The sequence below is a fragment of the Rhodoblastus sp. genome, assembly GCF_019449565.1.
Taxonomy (GTDB): Bacteria; Pseudomonadota; Alphaproteobacteria; order Rhizobiales; family Beijerinckiaceae; genus Rhodoblastus.
On sequence record NZ_JAGRPM010000083.1, the window covers coordinates 36,547 to 55,730 of the forward strand.

Sequence of the window (19,184 nt, forward strand, 5' to 3'; positions counted from 1 at the left end):
AAGCCCTCCCCAACGCGCCGTCCCAGGGCGCCTTGCCGACAGGCTTTCCGGGACGGCCCTGGCGATCTAGACTGAGGCGACTTCGCGCGGAGACGCAATGCTGAACCCGACGCCCCTGCTGCCGGTCGAGCGCGACGGTTTTTCCGCCGTGCGCGGTTCCGTGCGCGCAGCGCCCGGCGGCGGCGTCTTCGCCCGCTTCATGGTTTTCGTCGGCCCCGGCTATCTGGTCGCAACGGGATATATGGATCCGGGCAACTGGGCGACATCGCTCGCCGCCGGCTCGCAATTCGGCATGAAGCTGCTGTTCGTGGCCGTCCTTTCGAGCCTCGTGGCCATCCTGTTCCAGGCCCTTTCGGCGCGCCTCGCCTTCGCGGCCGATCTCGATCTCGCCCAGGCCTGCCGCCGCCACCTGCCCCGCCCCGTCGCGATTTTCCTCTGGGCGACGCAGGAGCTGGCCATTCTCGCGACCGATCTCGCAGAAGTGATCGGCACCGCCATCGGGCTTGGCCTGCTGTTCGGCCTTCCGCTCTGGCTCGGCGCCATCGTCACCGCGCTTGATGTCACGCTGATTCTCGCCTTCGAGCGTTTCGGCTTCCGCAAGCTCGAAGCCTTCGTGATCGCCCTGCTGATCGTCATCGCCTGCTGTTTCGCGCTCCAGGTCGCGCTCGCCCGGCCCGATTGGGGCGCGGCGGCGCGCGGCCTGCTGCCGCCGGCGGACCTGCTGAGCAATCCAACCATGCTCTATCTCGCCGCCGGAATCATTGGCGCGACCATCATGCCGCATAATCTGTTCCTGCACTCCGGCGTCGTCCAGACCCGGGCGACCGGACCGGGCCTGCCGGCTCGGCGCGAAGCGATCCGCTTCGCCATGACCGATTCCGCCATCGCGCTGCTCTTCGCGATGACCATCAATGGCGCGATCCTGATCCTCGCCGCCTCCGCCTTCTTCGCTCACGGCCAGGGCGAGGTGACCGACCTTTCGCAGGCCTATCGGCTCATCGCGCCGATCCTGGGCGCGCCCATCGCCGCCAAGCTGTTCGGCGTGGCGCTGGTCGCCTGCGGCCTCAATTCCTCGCTCACGGCGACGCTGGCCGGCCAGCTCATCATGGACGGGTTCCTGCGGCTGCGGCTGCGCCCTGTCGCGCGGCGGCTCATCACCCGCGCCCTGACCATCATTCCCGCGGTCACCGTCACGGCTCTGGCGGGCGACGCCGCGACCGGACAGCTGCTGGTGCTGTCGCAGGTCGCGCTGAGCTTCGCCTTGCCCTTCGCGCTGGCGCCTTTGGTCTGGTTCACCGGCTCGCGCCAGGTCATGGGACCGCTGGTGGCCAGCCGGGCGGCGACCTATGCCGCCGCCGCTTTGGCGATTGGCCTGAGCCTGCTCAATCTCAAGCTGATTTATGACGCCGTGACCGGCTAGCTCAGCATTTTCAGCGCGGCGGTCATCTTCTCCAGCCGCGCCAGGGCCGTTTCGCGGCGCTCCTGCTGTTCTTCGACCACCTCTTCCGGCGCGCGGCGCAGGAAATCCGCATTGCCGAGCTTGGCGTCGATCTTGCCGATTTCCTTCTGCTCGGCCGCGACGCCCTTTTCGAGCCGCGCCCTTTCGGCGGCGAAGTCGATCACCCCCGCCAGCGGCAGCGCCAGCGCCGTGCCGCGCGCGACCACCTGCACCGATTGCGGCGGCGCCTTGGAGACCATTTCGATCTGCGAGAGCCGCGCCAGCCGCTTGATCGTCTCGGCCCAGCGCTCGGCCCGCTTCGCGTCTTCCGCGCTCGCGCCGACCAGCGCCAGCGGAATCTGCGCGCCCGCCGGCACGTTCATTTCCGCGCGCACGGAGCGGACCTGCGAAACGACGTCCACCACCCAGCCGGCTTCCGCCTCGGCCTCGGCGTCCTCAAGCCCGCGCAGATCCGGCCATAGAGCCAAAACCAGCAGGGAGTCGCGCTTCAGATCCTGACCGCGAATGGTCCAGATTTCCTCGGTGAGGAAGGGCATGAAGGGATGCAGTAATTTGCAGATTTGGTCGAGCACGAAGGCGACCGTATCGCGCGCCTCGTCCTTGGCCGCGCCATCCGGCCCTTGGAGCAACGGTTTGGCCAGCTCCAGATGCCAATCGCAGAAAATGTTCCAGACGAAGCGATAGGCCGCCTGAGCCGCTTCGTTGAACTTATAGGCGACCAGAGCCGTCTCAACCTCCGAGACCGCGCGGGCCGTTTCGCCGATGATCCAGCGGTTCAGAACTTCCCTGACCTTGGTCGGGTCGAAGCCCGCACGGCCCTTACACTCGTTCATTTCCGCGAAGCGCGTGGCGTTCCATAGCTTGGTCGCGAAATTGCGATAGCCCTCGACCCGCGCCGGAGCGAGCTTGATGTCGCGCCCCTGCGCCGCCATGGCCGCGAGCGTGAAACGCAGGGCGTCCGCGCCATAGGTGTCGATAAGCTGCAGGGGATCGATGACATTCCCCTTGGACTTCGACATTTTCGCGCCCTTCTCGTCGCGCACCAGCGCGTGGAGATAGACGTGGCGGAATGGAACCTTGTTCTGAAACTGCAGCCCGAACATCATCATGCGGGCGACCCAGAAGAAGATGATGTCGAAGCCCGTGACCAGCACGTCGGTGGGATAGCGCGCGGCAAGGTCATTGGGTTCATCGGGCCAACCGAGCGTGGACATCGGCCAAAGGCCCGAGGAGAACCAGGTGTCGAGCACATCCTCATCGCGCGTCAGCAGGCCTTCGGCCTTGTCCGGGTCGGAGGCGATCGCCTCGGCTTCGGCGTCGCTGTAGATTTCGCGGGTGACGGCGTCAGCCAGGGCGTCGGCCAGAGCCTCTTCCTCGGTCTCGGCGACATAGACCGCGCCCCAGGGCGAATACCAGGCGGGGATTTGATGCCCCCACCACAGCTGCCGCGAGATGCACCAGGGCTGGATGTTCTCCAGCCAGTCGAAATAGGTCTTTTCCCAGTTCTTCGGAACGAAACTCGTTTCGCCCGAACGCACCGCCGCGAGCGCGGGACCGGCGAGGGTCTTGGCGTCCACATACCATTGGTCGGTAAGCCAGGGCTCGATCACCACGCCCGAGCGGTCGCCATGCGGGACCTGATGCTCATGGGCTTCGATGGTCTCGATCAGGCCCTGCGCCTCCATGGCGGCGATCACCGCCTTGCGCGCATCCTCGCGGGTAAGCCCATGTAGGCTTTCCAGCGTCTCGGACAAATCGTCGTTCTCAATCACGCCTTCGAGGAAGGCTTCATTCTCGCGCAGGATGACGCGCGCCTCTGCGTCGAGAATATTGATGAGCGGCAGCTTGTGACGGGCGCCGACCTCGAAATCGTTGAAATCATGGGCGGGCGTGATCTTCACCGCGCCGGAGCCCTTTTCCGGGTCGGAATAGCTGTCCGCGACGATGGGTATCAGGCGGCCGACCAAAGGCAGGCGCACAAAGCGGCCATGCAAATCGAGATAGCGCTCATCCTCGGGGTGAACCGCGACCGCCGTATCGCCGAGCATGGTCTCCGGTCGTGTCGTGGCCACAACGATGAATTCGTCGGTCGCCGCGCCGTTTTCATCGGCCAGCGGATATTTGAAATGCCAGAGCGAGCCTTTGACGTTTTGCGAAACCACCTCGATGTCGGACACCGCGGTCAACATTTTCGGGTCCCAGTTGACGAGGCGCTTGTCCTTGTAGATCAGGCCCGCACGATAAAGCTCGACGAAAGCCTTCAGCACGGCCTTGGACGAGCCGGGGTCCATGGTGAAACGCTCGCGCGACCAGTCGCAGGAGGCGCCGAGCCGTTTCAACTGGTTGACGATGGCGCCGCCCGATTCCGCCTTCCAGGCCCAGACCTTTTCCAGAAAGGCCTCGCGGCCAAGATCGCGGCGGCCCTTATTGTCGCCGTTCTGCGCCAATTGGCGCTCCACCACCATCTGCGTCGCTATGCCCGCATGGTCGGTGCCCGGCTGCCACAGCACGTTCTTGCCGCGCAGGCGTTCGAAGCGGCAGAGAATGTCCTGAAGGGTGTTGTTGAGCGCATGGCCCATGTGGAGCGAGCCGGTGACGTTCGGCGGCGGGATGACGACCGTGAAGGGCGTCGCCCCGGCGCGCTCCGGACGATCGGCGCGAAAGGCGCCTGCGGCCTCCCATTCGGCCGCGATGCGGCTTTCCACGGCGGCGGGGTCGAAAGTCTTGTCCATCATGAGCTGCGAACCGGATTCAGGGCGGGAAGCGAATTCCGCGCACAAAAACCGAGCGCAGCCGGCAAGTCAATGAGTTTGGGACTCGGAGGGCGCCGACAGCAAACCGGAAGCCGGCGCGATCAGCCGCGTCCGCGCGCGATCCGCTCGATTTCGGCGCGCACAAGCCGCTCGACGACGACGGGGAGATTGTCGTCCAGCCAGGACTTGAGCATCGGGCGCAGCATTTCGCGCGCGACGCGCTCGATCATCTCGGGATCGCGCAGCAGGAGGCTTTCGGTCAGCGCCTCGAACGAAGCGCCGATCCGGGCGCCGATGGCGGGCGAGAGCAGCGGCGGCTCAGCTTCGGGAGCGGCCTGCGGCGCCATTTGGGGAACGGCGGGTGGCGGCGCCGCTTGGGGAGCAGCCGGCGGCGGCGCCGGAATACGCCTCGCCGCCAGCCGCGGCGCGTGCGATTCGGACGCCTGCGCCGCAACGGGCGAAGGGGCGGGCTCAGGCGGCGGCGCGGGTTCCGAAACGGCTTCCGCCTGCGGCGGCGTGGGCGCGCGAAGCGCCGGAGCGACCTTGAGGCGGGCTTCGGCGAGATTGGAAACGGTCGATACCGCGGCGACAGGGGCTTCCGGCGTTTCGACGGCGGGCTCTGGCGCGATCACGGCAGCCGAATTTTTCACAGGCTCGGCCGCCATTGCTGTTTCGGCGCTCTTGATGGCCTGCGGCGACTCGACAGCCTGCGGCGCTTGAACTGCCTGCGGCGCTTGAACTGCCTGCGGCGCTTGGACAGCTTCTTCAATTCTGGCCTTCGCGACCACAGGACGCGCCTGCGGCTCTGAAGGCGCGAAATCGCGCAATTTCAGCGTCGGCGCCTTCTGCGGTTCGGATGAAGGGGAACTAGGTCCCGACGCGATCCTCGGCGCAGGCGGCTGGAAAACGGAAACCTTCGGACGCTCCTGCGTCGAGGCCGCTTCTCCGCCACGAAACAGGCGTTCCCCAAGGCCCAGAAAGGCGTCCGCGACTGAACTGGCGGGTTTCGCCGGCGCAGGCGCTGCCGGGGCCGGCGCCTCCGCGAGACGCGGCGCGGCGGCGGCGCGCGCCGAACGGCTCAACGGCAGCGCATCATCGTCGGCGATGATCCGGCGAATCGACGCCAGAATGTCGTCCATCGACGGCTCCTGTGCGGCGGGCTCGGGGTTCGGAGAACTGGAAAGAGACGGGCCGTTCGGTGCGCTCATGGCCTTGGAAGCTCGCATGCGAATCAGAAGAACTTTAAATTGCGCCCGCAGGCGCGGGCGCGCAAGGCAAGAGCGCCGCTTCCGCAGAAGAGCGCACCGCTTTTTTCGACGCTTGCGCGTCCCTGTTCATGTGAGGTTTGCCGACGGCCTTAACGGCCGTCCGGCGTATTCAGCCCGAAGAAGCGATTCTTGGTCTGGTCGTAATGGTGGTTCGGATCATAGGCGACCACGCCGAGGCCGAGATTGCGCGCCGTCAGGCGGCCAATCGCAGCCATGACCGAATAGGAGGCGACCACGCGGTCATGCTGCGCCTGAACGAGCTGCACGCGCGTGTTGAGCAAGGTCTGCTCGGCATTGAGGACATCGAGCGTGGTGCGCTGGCCGACCTTGGCCTCTTCGCGCACGCCGGTCAGCGCTATTTCAGCGGCCTTGACCGCAGCCTGGAAGGACGTGATCGCGGCGCGCGATGACTGCAGGTTGCCCCAGGCCGTCACAACGTCCGAGCGGACCTTGTAGCGCTGGGTCTCCACCGCGAGGCGGGCCTGGCTCAATTTTTCCTTGGACTGACGCACCTGGGCATATTCGGAGCCGCCCTGATAAATCGGGACGTTGAGCACACCGACCACGGAAGCCGTGTAAATGCCGTAGCCTGGAACGCCCTGCGCATCGGTCTGGTTCTGCACCTGCGCCTGAACGCCGATCTGAGGAAGCAGCGCGCCCTCGTTGATCTTGACCTGATCTTCGGCGACGTCGACCTGGTGCAAGGCGCCGATGACCGCTGGATTTTCCGACAGGCCGGTCGCCACCGCGAGATCGAGGCTCGGCGGCAGCAATTTCTCGATCGGCTGCGCGGGCTGCAATTGTCTCGGCTCGACGCCGATGACGCGCCGATAATTGGCCATGCTGGCCTGAAGCCTGGCTTCGGCGACCGCAACGTCGGCAGTGCCGTTCGCCAGCGACGATTCGGCCTGGGCCACGTCGGTGCGGGTCACTTCGCCGACATGGAAGCGGTCCCGGGTCTGCTGGAGCTGAACCTGGAGAACCTTGACGTTATTGCGGCGCAGGCCCAGCACGGCGGTGTCGCGCAGCACGTCCATGTAAAAGGTCGCGGCGTCCCCGAGCGTCGAGATTTCGGAGCCGCGCAAGTTTTCGCGGGCGGCCAGCACGCCGGACTCGGCCTGATCCACCGAATTCGCCGTACGCATACCGTCGAACAGCGTCTGGGTCAGCGTGACGGAGCCGGTCGTCGGATCGGTGAGGTATTTCTGTTCGCGGGCAGCCGCGCCGGGCGGATTAGTGTTGCGCGTAAACTGATGTCCGATCGAGCCTTGCGCGTTCACCTTGGGCAGCCAGCCGGCCTTGGCGCCTGGCACTGTTTCATCCTGCGCGCGAACGCCCGCCCGCGCCTGATTGACGTCGGGGTTGTTCGAATAGGCGCGCGACAGCGCGCCGGACATGGATTCCGCCGCAGCCGGGCCGAGGCAGAGCGCATAGGTCGCTAGCGTCAAACCGACAATCGAGGAGCGCCGCAATTTTCTAATCCCTGTTTCACGTCCGGCGCGGAAGGCAAGACCCGACCGCAGGCGAGACGTCTGGCCAGACAATTCGGCCAAGATATTCTTACGAAAGTTAGCGATGTGGGCTTCCGCGTCAACTGCGCGCCCGCCGAAACTTCCTGATTCCATGGGCTTGGTGAAGGAATCGGCACAAATAGTTGGACAGTGAGCCCCAAAAGCCACAGGCGCGGCTCGCCCGCCGAGAACAGGCGCGCGCCAGCGCGCGCCGCTCAAAACACGAATTCCGGCGGCTTTGAAAAGGCGGGAATTGCGCCCGCGGAGGCGTCGAACAGCGCGCGCGGACTGAACGCGCCGCCGCCGCGCTTGAACAAGGTCGCCTTGCCGACTCGCGCGCCCGGGCGTTCCGAGATGATTGCGAGCAGCCGGCCGTTTTCGGTCAATTGATCGAACAGGGCGCCAAACTCGCCCTGAGTCTCGCCGTCGACGATGATGACGTCGAACGGCCCCTCGCCCGGCGCGCCGAGCGCCAGCGGCCCGACGACGGACTTGGCGTTGGTCAGGCCGAGCGTTTCAAAATTGGCCTTGGCGCGCGCGGCGAAGCTTTCGTCCACATCGAGGCTCACGACGGAGGCGACCAGCCCAGCGATCAGGGCGGCGGCATAACCGGTGGCGCCCGCGACGACGAGAACGCGCTCGCCCTCGCGCAATTGCGCGTCCTTGAGCAGGCGCGCGAGAATCAGCGGCGCGGTCATTTCGCGCGGCGTCTGGCTGGCGAGCGGCAGGCGGGCGTCGGAATAAGCGAGGCCGGCCTGGGCCGGATCGACGAAAATCTCGCGGGGAACGGCCTTCATGCGCGCCTGAACGCCGAGATCCGGCACATCGAATGTACGAATCTGCCGCTCGACCATGGTTTCCCGCAGCGCGGCGGAAGCCGCAAATTGCTGATTTTGCATCGCTCGCCCGTCAAAAATAGTCATGGCCGGCAAGGGCCTCGGCCCTGCCAAGCCGTCCGGGCTTTATAAGCGCCGCCCCGGCTTCTGTCCACTTCCGGCGGCGCCGCAGAAAGTCGGACGGGTTTGCCGACGTCGCGCCGGGCGCCTATCGTTAACGCCACGTATTGGAATGCGATTCGAAACAGGGAGGCCAATGTGGACGACTCGCCCACCGAACATTTCGAACATGCTGAACATGCCCAGCATGTCGCCCATTCCGGCGACCGCAGCCTGGCCATGATTTCGATCACCATCGCCGTGCTGGCGGTGCTGGCGGCGACGGTGGGAAGCCTCGAAACCATCGAGACCGCCGCGACGATCGGCGCCAAGAACCATTCCGTGCTGCTGCAAACCAAGGCGAGCGACGCCTGGGCCTTCTACCAGGCCAAGAGCATGAAGCAGAATCTCTATGCCGCCCTCGCGGAGACCGCCGGCCCGAAACGCCAGGAATTCCTGGACAAGGCGCAGCGCTATGCCGAGGAGCAGAAGGAAATCGAGGGCCAGGCCAAGGATTTGGAGCACAAGGCGGAGGCGGCCTTCGAGGGCAGCGAGGTCCATGAAAGGCGCCATCATATCCTGACGTCGCCGTCACCTTGCTCCACATCGCCATCGCTGTGGCGACCATCGCCATCATCTTGCGCGGCATGATGTGGCCCTGGCGCGCGGCGGTCGGGCTCGGCGCCGCGGGCGCAATCGCCGCCGCTTTCGCCTATTTGAGTTGAAAATGGGGCGCGGCCCCCAAAAAAGTCACTATTGCCATCCATTGTAGCCGGGAACTTCATATTGAAAATGGCGGCGGGCGACTGGAATCGCCCGCCGCTCTTGTTTATGGTCGCCCCCACCCCTGATGGTCGCGGCCGACAATGTCCGCGTGACGAAAAGAGCGTTCATGGCCGAAAAAATTTTCGAGCTCCATCTGATCAAGCCCTCGCATTACGATGACGATGGTTACGTCATCCAGTGGTATCGCTCCGCCATTCCGTCCAACAGCCTTGCGGCGCTCAATGGCCTCGCGGCGGATTGCTCGCGCCGCCACGCGCTTGGCCCCGACGTGCGAATCCAGATCTTCGCGTATGACGAGACCAATGTCCGGATCGACCCCGAGAAGATCGCGCGCTCCATCGCCAAGGCGGGCCAGGGCCTTGCCTGTCTGGTCGGCGTGCAGTCGAACCAGTTTCCCCGCGCCCTTGACCTCGGGCGGCGCCTGCGCGCGGCGGGCGCGCCGACCGCCGTCGGCGGCTTCCATGTTTCCGGCTGCCTCGCCATGCTGCCGGAACTTCCGGCGGACATCCGCGAAATGCAGGCCCTCGGCGTCAGCCTGTTCGCCGGCGAGGCGGAAGGCCGGCTCGACGACGTTCTACGCGACGCGATGAACGGGACGCTGAAGCCGCTCTATAATTTCATGAACGACCTGCCGAGCGTGGAAGATACGCCGACGCCGTTGCTCCCGGCCGAGGTCGTCAGCCGCACGACCGGCGCGGTCACCAGTTTCGACGCCGGTCGCGGCTGCCCATTCCAGTGCTCGTTCTGCACCATCATCAATGTGCAGGGCCGCAAGTCGCGCCATCGCAGCGCCGACGATGTGGAGCGGATCATCCGCGAGAACCTCGCCCAGGGCATTCACAGCTTCTTCATCACGGACGATAATTTCGCCCGCAACAAGAATTGGGAGCCGATCTTCGACCGGCTGATCGAGCTGCGGGATTCCGGGCTGAACTTCAGCTTCATCATCCAGGTGGACACGCTCTGCCACCGCATTCCCAATTTCATTCCCAAGGCGGCGCGCGCGGGCGTCAAGCGCGTGTTCATCGGCCTTGAGAACATCAATCCGGCCAATCTCGTCAGCGCCAAGAAGAAGCAGAACCGCATCGCCGAATATCGCGTGATGCTGCTCGCGTGGAAGCGCGCGGGCTGTTTCACCTATGCCGGCTATATTCTCGGCTTCCCCGCCGACACGCCAGAATCGATCCGCCGCGACATTGCGATCATCCAGCGCGAACTGCCGCTCGACATGCTGGAATTCTTCTTCCTGACGCCCCTGCCCGGCTCGGAAGACCACCAGCGCCTCGACAAGGCCGGGGTCTGGATGGACCCGGACATGAATAAATACGATCTCGAACACGCCGTCACCGCACATCCGAAGATGAGCAAGGCCGAGTGGGAAGCGATCTATCATGAAGCCTGGGAGCTATATTACTCGCCGGCCCATATGGAAACGATCATGCGGCGCGCGGCCGCCGTGGGCACCTCGCCCGGCAAGGCTTTGTTCCTGCTGATCTGGTTCTGGGCCGCCGTGCAAGTGGAAAAGGTCCATCCGCTGCAGGGCGGCTATCTGCGCCGCCGCGTCCGCCGCGACCGCCGCCCCGGCCTGCCGCTCGAAAATCCGCTGCTGTTCTATCCGCGCGTCGTCGCGACCCATATCGTCAACCACATCCGGGTCGGCGGGCTGGCGCTGAGATTGTGGAAGCTGCGGCGCGAGCTGCGCCATGATCCCAATGCGCGCAATTACACGGATCTGGCGCTGACGACGCCGACCGACGCGGATCTCGACGATCTGGAAATGTTCAACAACAGCGACTCGTCGCGCGCCGCCGGCGACAAGGCCAAGGCGAACGCCGCCAAGCATCACGTCGCCGCCGAATAGGCGACGCCTCTTTCCAATGAAAAAGCCCCGGCGAAAACCGGGGCTTTTGTATTTCGCTCAGCTCTTCAGCTTGGCGTTGCACTGGCTGTAATAGCCGCCGCCCTTCTGGATCCATTTCAGGCCGCCATTGCCGCCCGTGGCCTTGTTGGCCTTATACTGGTCGAGGCAGGTGTGCATGATCGCCTTGCCGGCCGTTTCGCTCTTGTAGGTCGGGCTGACCGCGGTCGGGAAGACAGCGGGGCCGGTATCGGACGGAGCGGCAGGCTTGGCCGCGGCGGCGGGCTTGGCCGGAGCGGCCGGCGCTGGTTTGGCTGGAGCGGCGGTCGTGGCCGGGGCCGCAGGCGCGGCGGGAGCGGCGGCGGGCTCAGCCTTCAACTCGGCGCGGCATTTCGAGGAAAATTGCAGATAGGTCAGGCCGCCGGTGGTGTTGGCGGTCTTGGCCGCCTGCCACTTGTCGGCGCATTGCTTCATCGCGGATTCTTCGGCGTGGGCGGTCCCTAAACCGATAAGCGCCACGGCGCCGGCGAGCATGAGGGCGGAACGGATGGACATGGAGGGCTCCCCAGAAAACCGGCCCCCGCAAAAAAAACGGCGCCGGATTAAGGCCAAGCTTTCGGATTTTTTTGTTCCCGTCAATGCGGCGCATTCACAAAACGCCGTGAAGACGCGGGTCTGGAAAACCTGCGAAAGCTTGCCTTTGATAGCGAAGCGCGGCTGAACGGGCGCTGAACGGCGCTTCAAACGAAAACCGGGGCTCGAAGCCCCGGTGAAGTCCTTTGCTTAGCTGATTTTGGCTCAGCTAATTTTGGCGGAGACGATCTTGTCGGGATCGCGCACCGGCTCGCCGCGCTTGATCTTGTCGACATTTTCCATGCCCGAAATCACCTCGCCCCAAACCGTATATTGCTTGTCGAGGAAGCGGGCGTCGTCGAAGCAGATGAAGAACTGCGAATTTGCCGAATCGGGACTGGCCGCGCGGGCCATCGACGCCGTGCCGCGCACATGCGGCGCGGCGTTGAATTCGGCCTTCAGGTTCGGATATTTCGAGCCGCCTGTGCCGGTCCCGTGGGGGCAGCCGGTCTGGGCCATGAAGCCTTCGATCACGCGGTGAAAGACGACGCCGTCATAGAAGCCTTCGCCGACCAGCTTCTTGATATGGGCGACGTGACCGGGCGCGAGATCGGGGCGCATGCGGATCACCACCTCGCCCTTGGTGGTTTCCAGCGTCAGTAGATTGCCTTCATCGGACATGGGATTTTCCTGCCTCTGTGGAGAATTAAGTTATTTCGCGTCCGCGCCGAGCTTCATGCTGATGATCTTGTCCGGATTGACCGGCGGTTCGCCGCGTTTGATCTTGTCGACATGGTCCATGCCGGAAATCACCTCGCCCCAGACGGTATATTGGCCATCAAGGAAGGGCGAAGGCGCAAAACAGATGAAGAATTGCGAATTGGCGGAATTGGGCGAGGACGACCGCGCCATGCCGAGCGTGCCGCGCCCGAAGGGCGCCTTGGAGAATTCGGCGGGAATGTTCGGCAGGTCGGAGCCGCCCGTGCCGGTGCCCGTCGGGTCGCCGGTCTGGGCCATGAAGCCTTCGATGACGCGATGGAAGACGATGCCGTCATAGAAGCCGCGCTTCACCAGGGTCTTGATCTGCTCGACATGTTTCGGCGCGAGATCGGGACGCATGCGGATGACGACCGGGCCGTCCTTGAGCTGCATGGTGAGCAGGTTGGACGGGTCTTCGGCGCCGAACGCGGCTCCGCTCGCGACGACCGCGCCAAGCGAGAGGATGGCGCCAAATTGGCGACGGTTGAGACGCCGCGCGGAAATATCGGTCATGCTTGCTCCATCAGTTTTTCGCCGCCGTCTTGCGCCGCAGCGCTTCCACGACGAGGGGCGGCGCGAAAGCCGTTACGTCGCCGCCCATCAGGGCGATCTGACGCACCAAAGTGGCCGTTATATGCCGCACATTGAGCCCGGCGGGAAGAAAAACCGTCTGCACCTCCGGGGCCATGACCCCGTTCATGCCGGCCATGGACATTTCATAATCGAGATCGGAGCCGTCGCGCAGGCCGCGCACGATCATCCCGGCGCCCGCCTCGCGCGCCGCATCCACCGCGAGCCCTGAAAAGGTGACGACCGACAATTCGCAATTCCGCGCCGCCGCATCGGCCGAGCAGACCTGCTCGATCATCTCCGCCCGCTCCTGCGCCGAGAAAAGCGGCGCCTTGCCGGGATGAACCCCGATGGCCACGACCAATCGGTCGCAAAGCCCCGAGGCTGCGCGGATCACATCGACATGGCCATTGGTGACGGGATCGAAGGAGCCCGTATAGAGCGCGACGCGTTGCATGAAGCATTGCTACAGAAAGCCGTGGATTCGCGCAACTTTCGCGGAGCCGGAGGCAGAGGCCCCCGCACAAAATTGAGCATTACCCTCGCATGCCCCGCCGCTTGACCCTTCGTGGCCGCTTGATGTTATATTATAACATAACATACAATCCTGGGATCGAGCGTGGGGAATGACGATGCGTCCGTATCATGTGTTCATATTGGGCTGCGTGGCGGCGCTCCCCGCCGGCGGCGTCGCCCGAGCCGAACAGGCGACCGCCCTTCCCGACATTGACGTCACCGCCTCGCGGCCCGAGCAGACTCCGGCAGCGGAGTCGCGCCCTCTCGCCGAGAAGACGCAAGCGCTCGATGATGCGCGCGCCAATATCCTGCCGCCATTGGGCGTGAGCGCCTATAGCATTGGCGCCGCCGCGATCGCCCAATCGCCGCAGGGCGACAACGCGCCGCTCAACCAGGTTCTGCTTCAGGCGCCGGGCGTATCGCAGGATTCGGCGGCAAGCGGCCTGTTTCACGTCCGCAATGAACACGCCAATGCGCAATATCGCGTCAACGGCGTCATGCTGCCCGAAGGCGTGTCGGGATTCGGCGTCCTCCTCGACACCCAGTTCGTAGGCGGCGTCTCGCTCCTGACCGGAGCCCTGCCGGCGCAATTTGGACTCCATACCTCGGGAATCATTGATGTCGTCAGCAAGAACGGCGCCTTCGACGGCGGCGGCTCGATCGGCGTCTATGGCGGCAGCCACGGAACGATCACGCCCAGTTTTGAATATGGCGGGACTTCGGGGCAGACGCAGTATTTCGTCACAGGCAGTTTCTTGCAGAGCAATCTCGGCATCGAAAACACGACGCCTGCCCTCAACGCCATTCACGACCGCAATCAGTTGAGCAAGTTCTTCGGCTATGTCTCGACCATTCTCGACGATGGCTCGCGGCTGAGCTTCCTGACGGGCAGCGCCGTAGGGACCTATCAGATCCCGGCGACGCCCGGTCAGACGACCTTTCCGGGCGTCGCCACGCTGATGCCGTTCTCCGCCTCTTATCCATCCTCGGCCGTGGCGGAAAACCAGTATGAGGCCAGCCTGTACAATGTTCTGGCCTGGCAGAAATCCATGGGCGCGCTGGATTTCCAGGTGGCCTATTTCTCGCGCTACAGCGCCTTGCAATTCTCGCCGGATGCTTACGGCGATCTGCTGTACAATGGCGTCGCCTCAGACGTCCTGCGCGAAAGCTTCCTGAATGGCGTCAACGCCGACGCCGCATATCGCTATAACGAAGCGCATACGATCCGTGGCGGCATTTCCGCCAGCGGCGAGGAGACTTATTCCCGCAATGCGTCGCTCGTCTTCGCGACCGACGCCGACGGCAATCCCTATGGATCGCCTTTCGCCGCGCCAGTCGACAAAAGCGCGAAATTCGGCTGGCTGCTTGGGGCCTATATCCAGGACGAGTGGAAAATCAGCCGGCAACTGACGCTCAACGCCGGCATCCGCTTTGACCAGATGTATCAATATGTCGACGCCAATCAGTTCAGCCCGCGCATCAGCTTGACTTATGCGCCGCTCGACGGGACGAGCATCCACGCCGGCTTCGCGCGCTATTTCACGCCGCCATCGCAGGCCCTGAGCGCGCCGGTCAATCTCGGCCTCTTCGCCAACACCACCGCGGCGCCAGCCAATACCGAGTCCGGTTCTGTCCTGCCCGAGCGCGGGAGTTACGTCGATGTGGGAATAGACCAGAAGGTTCTTCCAGGCCTTACGCTTGGCGTTGACGGTTATCTCAAATGGGCGAGGGACCTGCTCGACGATGGCCAGTTCGGCCAGGCTTTGGTCCTCACCGCCTTCAATTACGCCAAGGGCTACAATCAGGGCCTCGAATTCAAATTCAATTACGAGCAAGGCGACTTCCGCGCCTATGGCAATCTCGCACTGGCGAAACAAATGGCGACCAATGTCGTTTCAAACCAATATCTCTTCGATCCCGACGAACTCGCCTTCATCTCGACCCACAATGTCTACACCGATCATTCGCAGAAGCTCACTGCGTCGGCAGGCGCGTCCTATCTCTGGAACGGCCTGCGATTCAGCGCCGACATGATCTACGGCAGCGGACTGCGTGCGGGCTTCGCCAACACCACGACAGTGGCGCCCTATGTGCAATTCAACGCCGGCGTCATGGATGAGCTGAAATTCGCGCCAAACATGAAGCCGCTGACGCTGCGCTTCGATGTCGTCAATCTTTTCGACACGATCTATCAGATACGCGACGGCAGCGGCATCGGCGTCTTTGCGCCCCAATACGGGCCCCGGCGCGGCTTTTTCATCGGCATTTCACAAAAAATCTGAGCTGCGAAAAATGATGCGCCTCCGTGACGCGAGCGTCGCGGAGGCGTTGCGGCATCATCGCGCGCAGGCCGCCTCGGTCCGGACGGAAGCGCCCCTTAACGCGACGAGCGCATCAGCCGCACATCGAGGTCCCGCACCTTCTTGCGCAAGGTGTTGCGATTGAGGCCGAGCAGTTCGGCGGCCTTGATCTGGTTGCCGCGCGTCGCCGCGAGCGCGATCGAGATCAGAGGATATTCGATCTCGCGCAGGATGCGGTGATAAAGGCCCGGCGGCGGCAGCTTGTCGCCATGGGATTTGAACAGTTCCGTGAGATGCCGTTCGACCGACATGGACAGTGATTCGTCGGCGTCGCGCGCAGCCGCCGGGGCCGATGACGACGAGACCCCACCCGCCGGCGCCATGAAAGATCCGCTTTCGCGCGAGACGTCGAGGCCCAGTTCGCTGACGACGATCTGCTCTGAAATCAGCTCCTGCGGATAGAGCGCGGCGAGACGGCGGACCAGATTTTCCAGCTCACGGATATTGCCGGGCCAGCGATAGCGCTTCATGCGCTCCAGCGCCGCCGGCTCCAGCGATTTCAGCGGCAGCCCCTCACTGACCGCCTGGGCGAAGAAATGTCGGGCGAGATCGCCGATGTCCTCGGCGCGCTCGCGCAGGGGCGGCAGGCGCAACGGCACCACATTGAGGCGGAAGAACAGGTCCTCTCGGAACAGGCCTTGCTGGATCAGAACGCGCAGGTCCTTGTTGGTGGCCGCAACGATGCGGACATTGGCCTTGATCGGCGTGCGGCCGCCGACGGTGGTATATTCGCCTTGCTGCAGCACGCGCAGCAGGCGGGTCTGCGCCTCCATCGGCATATCGCCGATCTCGTCAAGGAAAAGCGTGCCGCCCTCGGCCTGTTCGAACCGGCCGACCGATCGCTGGTTGGCGCCGGTGAAGGCGCCCTTCTCATGGCCGAACAATTCGCTTTCGATCAGGTCGCGCGGAATGGCGGCGACATTGATCGCGACGAAGGGGCCTTTCTTGCGCTTGCCATAGTCATGCAGCGCGCGCGCGACCAGCTCCTTGCCGGTGCCCGATTCGCCGGTGATCATCACCGTGAGGTCGGACTGCATCAGCCGCGCCAGCGCGCGGTAGATGTCCTGCATGGCGGGCGAGCGGCCGACCAGCGGCATGCCTTCTATGTCGTCCGGCTCCGGCGCGCGCAGCCGGTGCTTCGGCTCGCTCATCGCGCGGCCGACAATGGCCAGAAGCTCCTTCAGGTCGAAGGGCTTGGGCAGATATTCATAGGCGCCGCGTTCGGAGGCCTTGATCGCGGTCATGAAGGTGTTCTGCGCGCTCATGACGATGACCGGCAGGTCCGGCCGCGCCTTTTTCACGCGGGGCAGAAGCTCGAAGGCGTTCTCATCCGGCATGACTACGTCGGTGATGACCAGATCGCCCTCGCCCGCCTGAATCCAGCGCCAGAGAGTGGCGGCGGCCCCGGTGGTGCGCACTTCATATCCCGCACGCGTCAGGGCCTGACCGACGACAGTGCGAATGGCCGCGTCGTCGTCCGCGACGAGAATATTGCCGCTCGGCATTCAGTAACCTCCAAAACCTTCCTTGGTCCCGCCGCGCAAAACCCGCCCCCGGCGTCCGCAGGCGGAAAGGCCGAACCTGCTCAAGTGTCGCGGCGGGAATATACAGGCATCAAAATCCGGAAGAGCGTTTTTCGCGGAAGGGATTCGCATTCTATGACGCCGCCATGGTCGCCAATGATCTTTGCTACCAATGCAAGTCCGAGGCCAGAACCTGAAGCTTTGGTGGTGACGAAGGGATCGAACAGATGGGGCATCAGATCTTCCGGCACGCCGGGACCATTGTCGCGCACGCAGAATTCGAGCGGCAGGCTGACCGGAGACGCCCGGCCCGGCGCGCGAATCCGCACGCCCGGGCGATAGGCCGTCGTCAGCTCGATCTCGCCTTCAAGCGCATCGTCGCCGATAGCCTCGGCCGCGTTCTTCACGAGGTTCAAAAAGACCTGGACCAGCTGGTCGCGGTTGGCGAGCACGGGCGGCAGAGAAGGGTCGTAATTCTCGACGAAACGGATGCGCCGGGCGAAGCCCGCCTGCGCGATGCGGCGAACATGCTCCAGCACTTCATGGATATTCACAGCGCCGCGCTCAACCGGGCGGCCATCGGAAAAGGCCTCCATGCGATCGACCAGGGCCACGATGCGGTCGGTTTCGTCGCAGATCAGGCGGCAAAGCGCGCGATCCTCGTCGCCAACCGCCGTATCGAGCAGTTGCGCCGCGCCGCGAATGCCTGAGAGCGGATTCTTGATCTCATGTGCCAGCATGGCGCCCATGGCCGAGAGCGAGCGCGCCGCGCTGCGATGGGTCAGCTGGCGGTCCATCTTGTCCGCGATGGTGCGCTCCTGCAGCATGATGACGACGCCGTCGTCGAGATTGGGCAAGGGCGCGATATAGATATCGACATAACGTTCGGCGCCGATCTTCGGGGTGCCGAGATCGACGCGATATTCATTGATCGGCGCGCGGCGCTGTCGGACCATTTCGACCGAGGAAAGCAAGGGCGAACCGAAAGGCAGCAGGTCCTGAAACTTGGTGCGCCGCAAGGCGTTGCGGGACGTATCAAAAAATAGCTCGGCCGCCGGATTGACGTCGCGGATCGAGCCGTCCCCGGCCACGGACAGCAGCGGATGCGGCAGGGCGTTGATCAATTGCGACGATGGACAGTCGGCGAGATCCGAACCTGCCAATTCATCAATCAACAAATCCAACTCGCTGCCTTTTTTATGAGCATGTTTGGTTTTCATGCCGCCTCCGCTTCGGACTTGCATTGATAGAGACGGGCGAGAAGGTCGAAGACCTCGTCCGCATCCTCACTTTCAACAAGCCGCCGACGCGACGGCGAATCCAGCCCGCCGCCAGCCCGCGCCGCGACATCGGCATAGGCCGCGAGATGTTTGCGGGCGTGACGCAGGCCCTGAGCCGGACCGAGCAGATCGAGCAGGCAAGCCAGATGCTCCCGCGCGGCCTCGCGGCGCTCCAGCCAGGACGGGCCGGGCCGCTCGTAGCCATTGCGCAAAAAATAGGCAGTGTCGCCGACAATCCACGGCTGGCCCAGCGCGGCGCGGCCGATCATGGCCGCCTTCGCGCCCGATTGCGTCAGCATCGCGCGGGCGTCGCGCGGCGAGCGGCAATCGCCATTGGCCACCACAGGAATGTTCACGGCCTCACAAACCGGGCGGATCGCCTCCCAATCGGCCTCGCCGCGATAGAATTGCTGGCGTGTGCGGCCATGGACGACCACCATCGCGGCGCCCTCAGCCTCGGCGCGGCGCGCGAGCTCCGGCGCATTGCGCGAATCGTCATCCCAGCCGAGCCGCATCTTGACGCTGACGGGAACCTTGACCGCGCCGGTCACAGCCGCGATCAGCCGCGCGGCATGGTCGAGATCGCGCATCAGCGCCGAGCCCGCGGCGCCGCCAACCACGCGCTTCGCCGGGCAGCCCATATTGATGTCGATGAGATCGGCCCCGGCGCCCTCGACGAGACGCGCCGTCTCCGCCATGCTGTCCGGCTCGCAGCCGGCGATCTGAACCGCATGGGGCGAGACGCCATCGCCAAGCGCGCGCAGCGCGCTTTCACGTCCGCCTTTGCCGCCTTGGCCGCTGGCGCTTTGCGCGAAATCGCCGCTCGCCACCATTTCGGAAAAGGCCAGCCCCGCGCCGAAGCGCCTCGCGATGCGGCGCATGGCGAGATCGGTCACGCCGGCCATTGGCGCGAGAAAAGCCGGCTCGACCACGAGGGCGCCGACCCGGACAGGCTCGATCGTGGCGCCTGAAGCGAGCAGGCTGCCTAGCTGTTGAGCAAACTTATTCATGCCTGCATTTTAGACAGATTTTT

Annotated in this window: 17 protein-coding genes; 6 read left to right on the forward strand and 11 right to left on the reverse strand. The window is 64.4% G+C overall.

All coding sequences use genetic code 11. The features are described from left to right. Positions 1–97 precede the first annotated feature (97 nt). Positions 98–1,420: an Nramp family divalent metal transporter gene (locus QZ409_RS18740; protein WP_296714355.1), complete on the forward strand. Its 1,323-nt coding sequence runs from the start codon at positions 98–100 to the stop codon at positions 1,418–1,420. On the opposite strand, the gene QZ409_RS18745 is transcribed toward QZ409_RS18740, so the two are convergent. From QZ409_RS18745 to QZ409_RS18760, 4 genes are all read right to left on the reverse strand, one after another. Next, complete coding sequence (locus QZ409_RS18745; protein ID WP_296714357.1) at positions 1,417–4,194, reverse strand: valine--tRNA ligase; 2,778 nt, start codon at positions 4,192–4,194, stop codon at positions 1,417–1,419. The genes QZ409_RS18740 and QZ409_RS18745 overlap by 4 nt on opposite strands. A gap of 119 nt (positions 4,195–4,313) precedes the next feature. Next, entirely contained in the window at positions 4,314–5,351 is a 1,038-nt protein-coding gene (locus tag QZ409_RS18750) for a DUF2497 domain-containing protein (RefSeq protein ID WP_296714359.1), read from the reverse strand. Positions 5,352–5,569: 218 nt separating this feature from the next. Continuing rightward, positions 5,570–6,952 (reverse strand): TolC family outer membrane protein, encoded by a 1,383-nt coding sequence (locus QZ409_RS18755; RefSeq protein WP_296714360.1) that lies wholly within the window; start codon positions 6,950–6,952, stop codon positions 5,570–5,572. A 254-nt stretch (positions 6,953–7,206) separates the two neighbouring features. Then, the gene (locus QZ409_RS18760) at positions 7,207–7,890 is read right to left on the reverse strand and encodes a protein-L-isoaspartate O-methyltransferase (RefSeq protein ID WP_296714362.1); all 684 of its coding nucleotides are present in this window, start codon (positions 7,888–7,890) and stop codon (positions 7,207–7,209) included. A gap of 195 nt (positions 7,891–8,085) precedes the next feature. Here QZ409_RS18760 and QZ409_RS18765 point away from each other — a divergent pair, with 195 nt between their 5' ends. The 3 genes from QZ409_RS18765 to QZ409_RS18775 all read left to right on the forward strand — a co-directional run bounded on the left by QZ409_RS18765 (position 8,086) and on the right by QZ409_RS18775 (position 10,573). Continuing rightward, a complete protein-coding gene (locus QZ409_RS18765) occupies positions 8,086–8,577 on the forward strand; it encodes a DUF4337 family protein (protein ID WP_296714364.1) in 492 nt (163 codons plus the stop codon). After that, positions 8,544–8,651, forward strand: coding sequence for a hypothetical protein (locus tag QZ409_RS18770; protein ID WP_296714367.1), 108 nt, complete (start codon positions 8,544–8,546; stop codon positions 8,649–8,651). The genes QZ409_RS18765 and QZ409_RS18770 overlap by 34 nt, the downstream gene beginning before the upstream one ends. A gap of 167 nt (positions 8,652–8,818) precedes the next feature. Next, positions 8,819–10,573 (forward strand): radical SAM protein, encoded by a 1,755-nt coding sequence (locus tag QZ409_RS18775; protein ID WP_296714370.1) that lies wholly within the window; start codon positions 8,819–8,821, stop codon positions 10,571–10,573. Between the two features lie 57 nt (positions 10,574–10,630). Here QZ409_RS18775 and QZ409_RS18780 read toward each other — a convergent pair whose 3' ends face one another. After that, on the reverse strand, positions 10,631–11,125 hold the full coding sequence (locus QZ409_RS18780; protein WP_296714374.1) for a hypothetical protein: 495 nt from the start codon (positions 11,123–11,125) through the stop codon (positions 10,631–10,633). On the opposite strand from QZ409_RS18780, the gene QZ409_RS18785 reads away from it, so the two are divergent. After that, on the forward strand, positions 11,118–11,291 hold the full coding sequence (locus QZ409_RS18785) for a hypothetical protein (protein ID WP_296714376.1): 174 nt from the start codon (positions 11,118–11,120) through the stop codon (positions 11,289–11,291). The genes QZ409_RS18780 and QZ409_RS18785 overlap by 8 nt on opposite strands. A gap of 77 nt (positions 11,292–11,368) precedes the next feature. Here the strand turns inward: QZ409_RS18785 and QZ409_RS18790 are convergent, their stop codons facing one another. From QZ409_RS18790 to coaD, 3 genes are all read right to left on the reverse strand, one after another. Beyond that, positions 11,369–11,824, reverse strand: coding sequence for a peptidylprolyl isomerase (locus QZ409_RS18790; RefSeq protein WP_296714378.1), 456 nt, complete (start codon positions 11,822–11,824; stop codon positions 11,369–11,371). 30 nt (positions 11,825–11,854) lie between these two features. Next, positions 11,855–12,295 (reverse strand): peptidylprolyl isomerase, encoded by a 441-nt coding sequence (locus QZ409_RS18795; protein WP_296714466.1) that lies wholly within the window; start codon positions 12,293–12,295, stop codon positions 11,855–11,857. A gap of 130 nt (positions 12,296–12,425) precedes the next feature. Continuing rightward, positions 12,426–12,929, reverse strand: a complete 504-nt coding sequence (gene coaD / locus QZ409_RS18800; protein WP_296714382.1) for a pantetheine-phosphate adenylyltransferase — start codon at positions 12,927–12,929, stop codon at positions 12,426–12,428. A 169-nt stretch (positions 12,930–13,098) separates the two neighbouring features. Between coaD and QZ409_RS18805 the strand changes: the two genes are divergently transcribed. After that, positions 13,099–15,270, forward strand: coding sequence for a TonB-dependent receptor (locus QZ409_RS18805; RefSeq protein WP_296714384.1), 2,172 nt, complete (start codon positions 13,099–13,101; stop codon positions 15,268–15,270). Between the two features lie 95 nt (positions 15,271–15,365). Here QZ409_RS18805 and ntrC read toward each other — a convergent pair whose 3' ends face one another. The 3 genes from ntrC to dusB all read right to left on the reverse strand — a co-directional run bounded on the left by ntrC (position 15,366) and on the right by dusB (position 19,161). After that, on the reverse strand, positions 15,366–16,853 hold the full coding sequence (gene ntrC, locus QZ409_RS18810) for a nitrogen regulation protein NR(I) (RefSeq protein ID WP_296714386.1): 1,488 nt from the start codon (positions 16,851–16,853) through the stop codon (positions 15,366–15,368). Positions 16,854–16,933: 80 nt separating this feature from the next. Further along, positions 16,934–18,091, reverse strand: coding sequence for a nitrogen regulation protein NR(II) (locus QZ409_RS18815; RefSeq protein ID WP_296714388.1), 1,158 nt, complete (start codon positions 18,089–18,091; stop codon positions 16,934–16,936). Beyond that, positions 18,088–19,161 (reverse strand): tRNA dihydrouridine synthase DusB, encoded by a 1,074-nt coding sequence (gene dusB, locus QZ409_RS18820; protein WP_296714390.1) that lies wholly within the window; start codon positions 19,159–19,161, stop codon positions 18,088–18,090. The genes QZ409_RS18815 and dusB overlap by 4 nt, the downstream gene beginning before the upstream one ends. Positions 19,162–19,184: the final 23 nt, after the last annotated feature.

Bases quoted from the DNA above. Each gene is read 5' to 3' on its own strand.
- coaD (WP_296714382.1), bottom strand. From the start codon at position 12,929: ATGCAACGCGTCGCGCTCTATACGGGCTCCTTCGATCCCGTCACCAAT.
- QZ409_RS18785 (WP_296714376.1), top strand. From the start codon at position 11,118: ATGGACATGGAGGGCTCCCCAGAAAACCGGCCCCCGCAAAAAAAACGG.
- QZ409_RS18750 (WP_296714359.1), bottom strand. From the start codon at position 5,351: ATGGACGACATTCTGGCGTCGATTCGCCGGATCATCGCCGACGATGAT.
- QZ409_RS18815 (WP_296714388.1), bottom strand. From the start codon at position 18,091: ATGAAAACCAAACATGCTCATAAAAAAGGCAGCGAGTTGGATTTGTTG.
- QZ409_RS18745 (WP_296714357.1), bottom strand. From the start codon at position 4,194: ATGATGGACAAGACTTTCGACCCCGCCGCCGTGGAAAGCCGCATCGCG.
- QZ409_RS18760 (WP_296714362.1), bottom strand. From the start codon at position 7,890: ATGCAAAATCAGCAATTTGCGGCTTCCGCCGCGCTGCGGGAAACCATG.
- QZ409_RS18790 (WP_296714378.1), bottom strand. From the start codon at position 11,824: ATGTCCGATGAAGGCAATCTACTGACGCTGGAAACCACCAAGGGCGAG.
- QZ409_RS18795 (WP_296714466.1), bottom strand. From the start codon at position 12,295: ATGCAGCTCAAGGACGGCCCGGTCGTCATCCGCATGCGTCCCGATCTC.
- QZ409_RS18805 (WP_296714384.1), top strand. From the start codon at position 13,099: ATGACGATGCGTCCGTATCATGTGTTCATATTGGGCTGCGTGGCGGCG.
- dusB (WP_296714390.1), bottom strand. From the start codon at position 19,161: ATGAATAAGTTTGCTCAACAGCTAGGCAGCCTGCTCGCTTCAGGCGCC.
- ntrC (WP_296714386.1), bottom strand. From the start codon at position 16,853: ATGCCGAGCGGCAATATTCTCGTCGCGGACGACGACGCGGCCATTCGC.
- QZ409_RS18740 (WP_296714355.1), top strand. From the start codon at position 98: ATGCTGAACCCGACGCCCCTGCTGCCGGTCGAGCGCGACGGTTTTTCC.
- QZ409_RS18775 (WP_296714370.1), top strand. From the start codon at position 8,819: ATGGCCGAAAAAATTTTCGAGCTCCATCTGATCAAGCCCTCGCATTAC.
- QZ409_RS18780 (WP_296714374.1), bottom strand. From the start codon at position 11,125: ATGTCCATCCGTTCCGCCCTCATGCTCGCCGGCGCCGTGGCGCTTATC.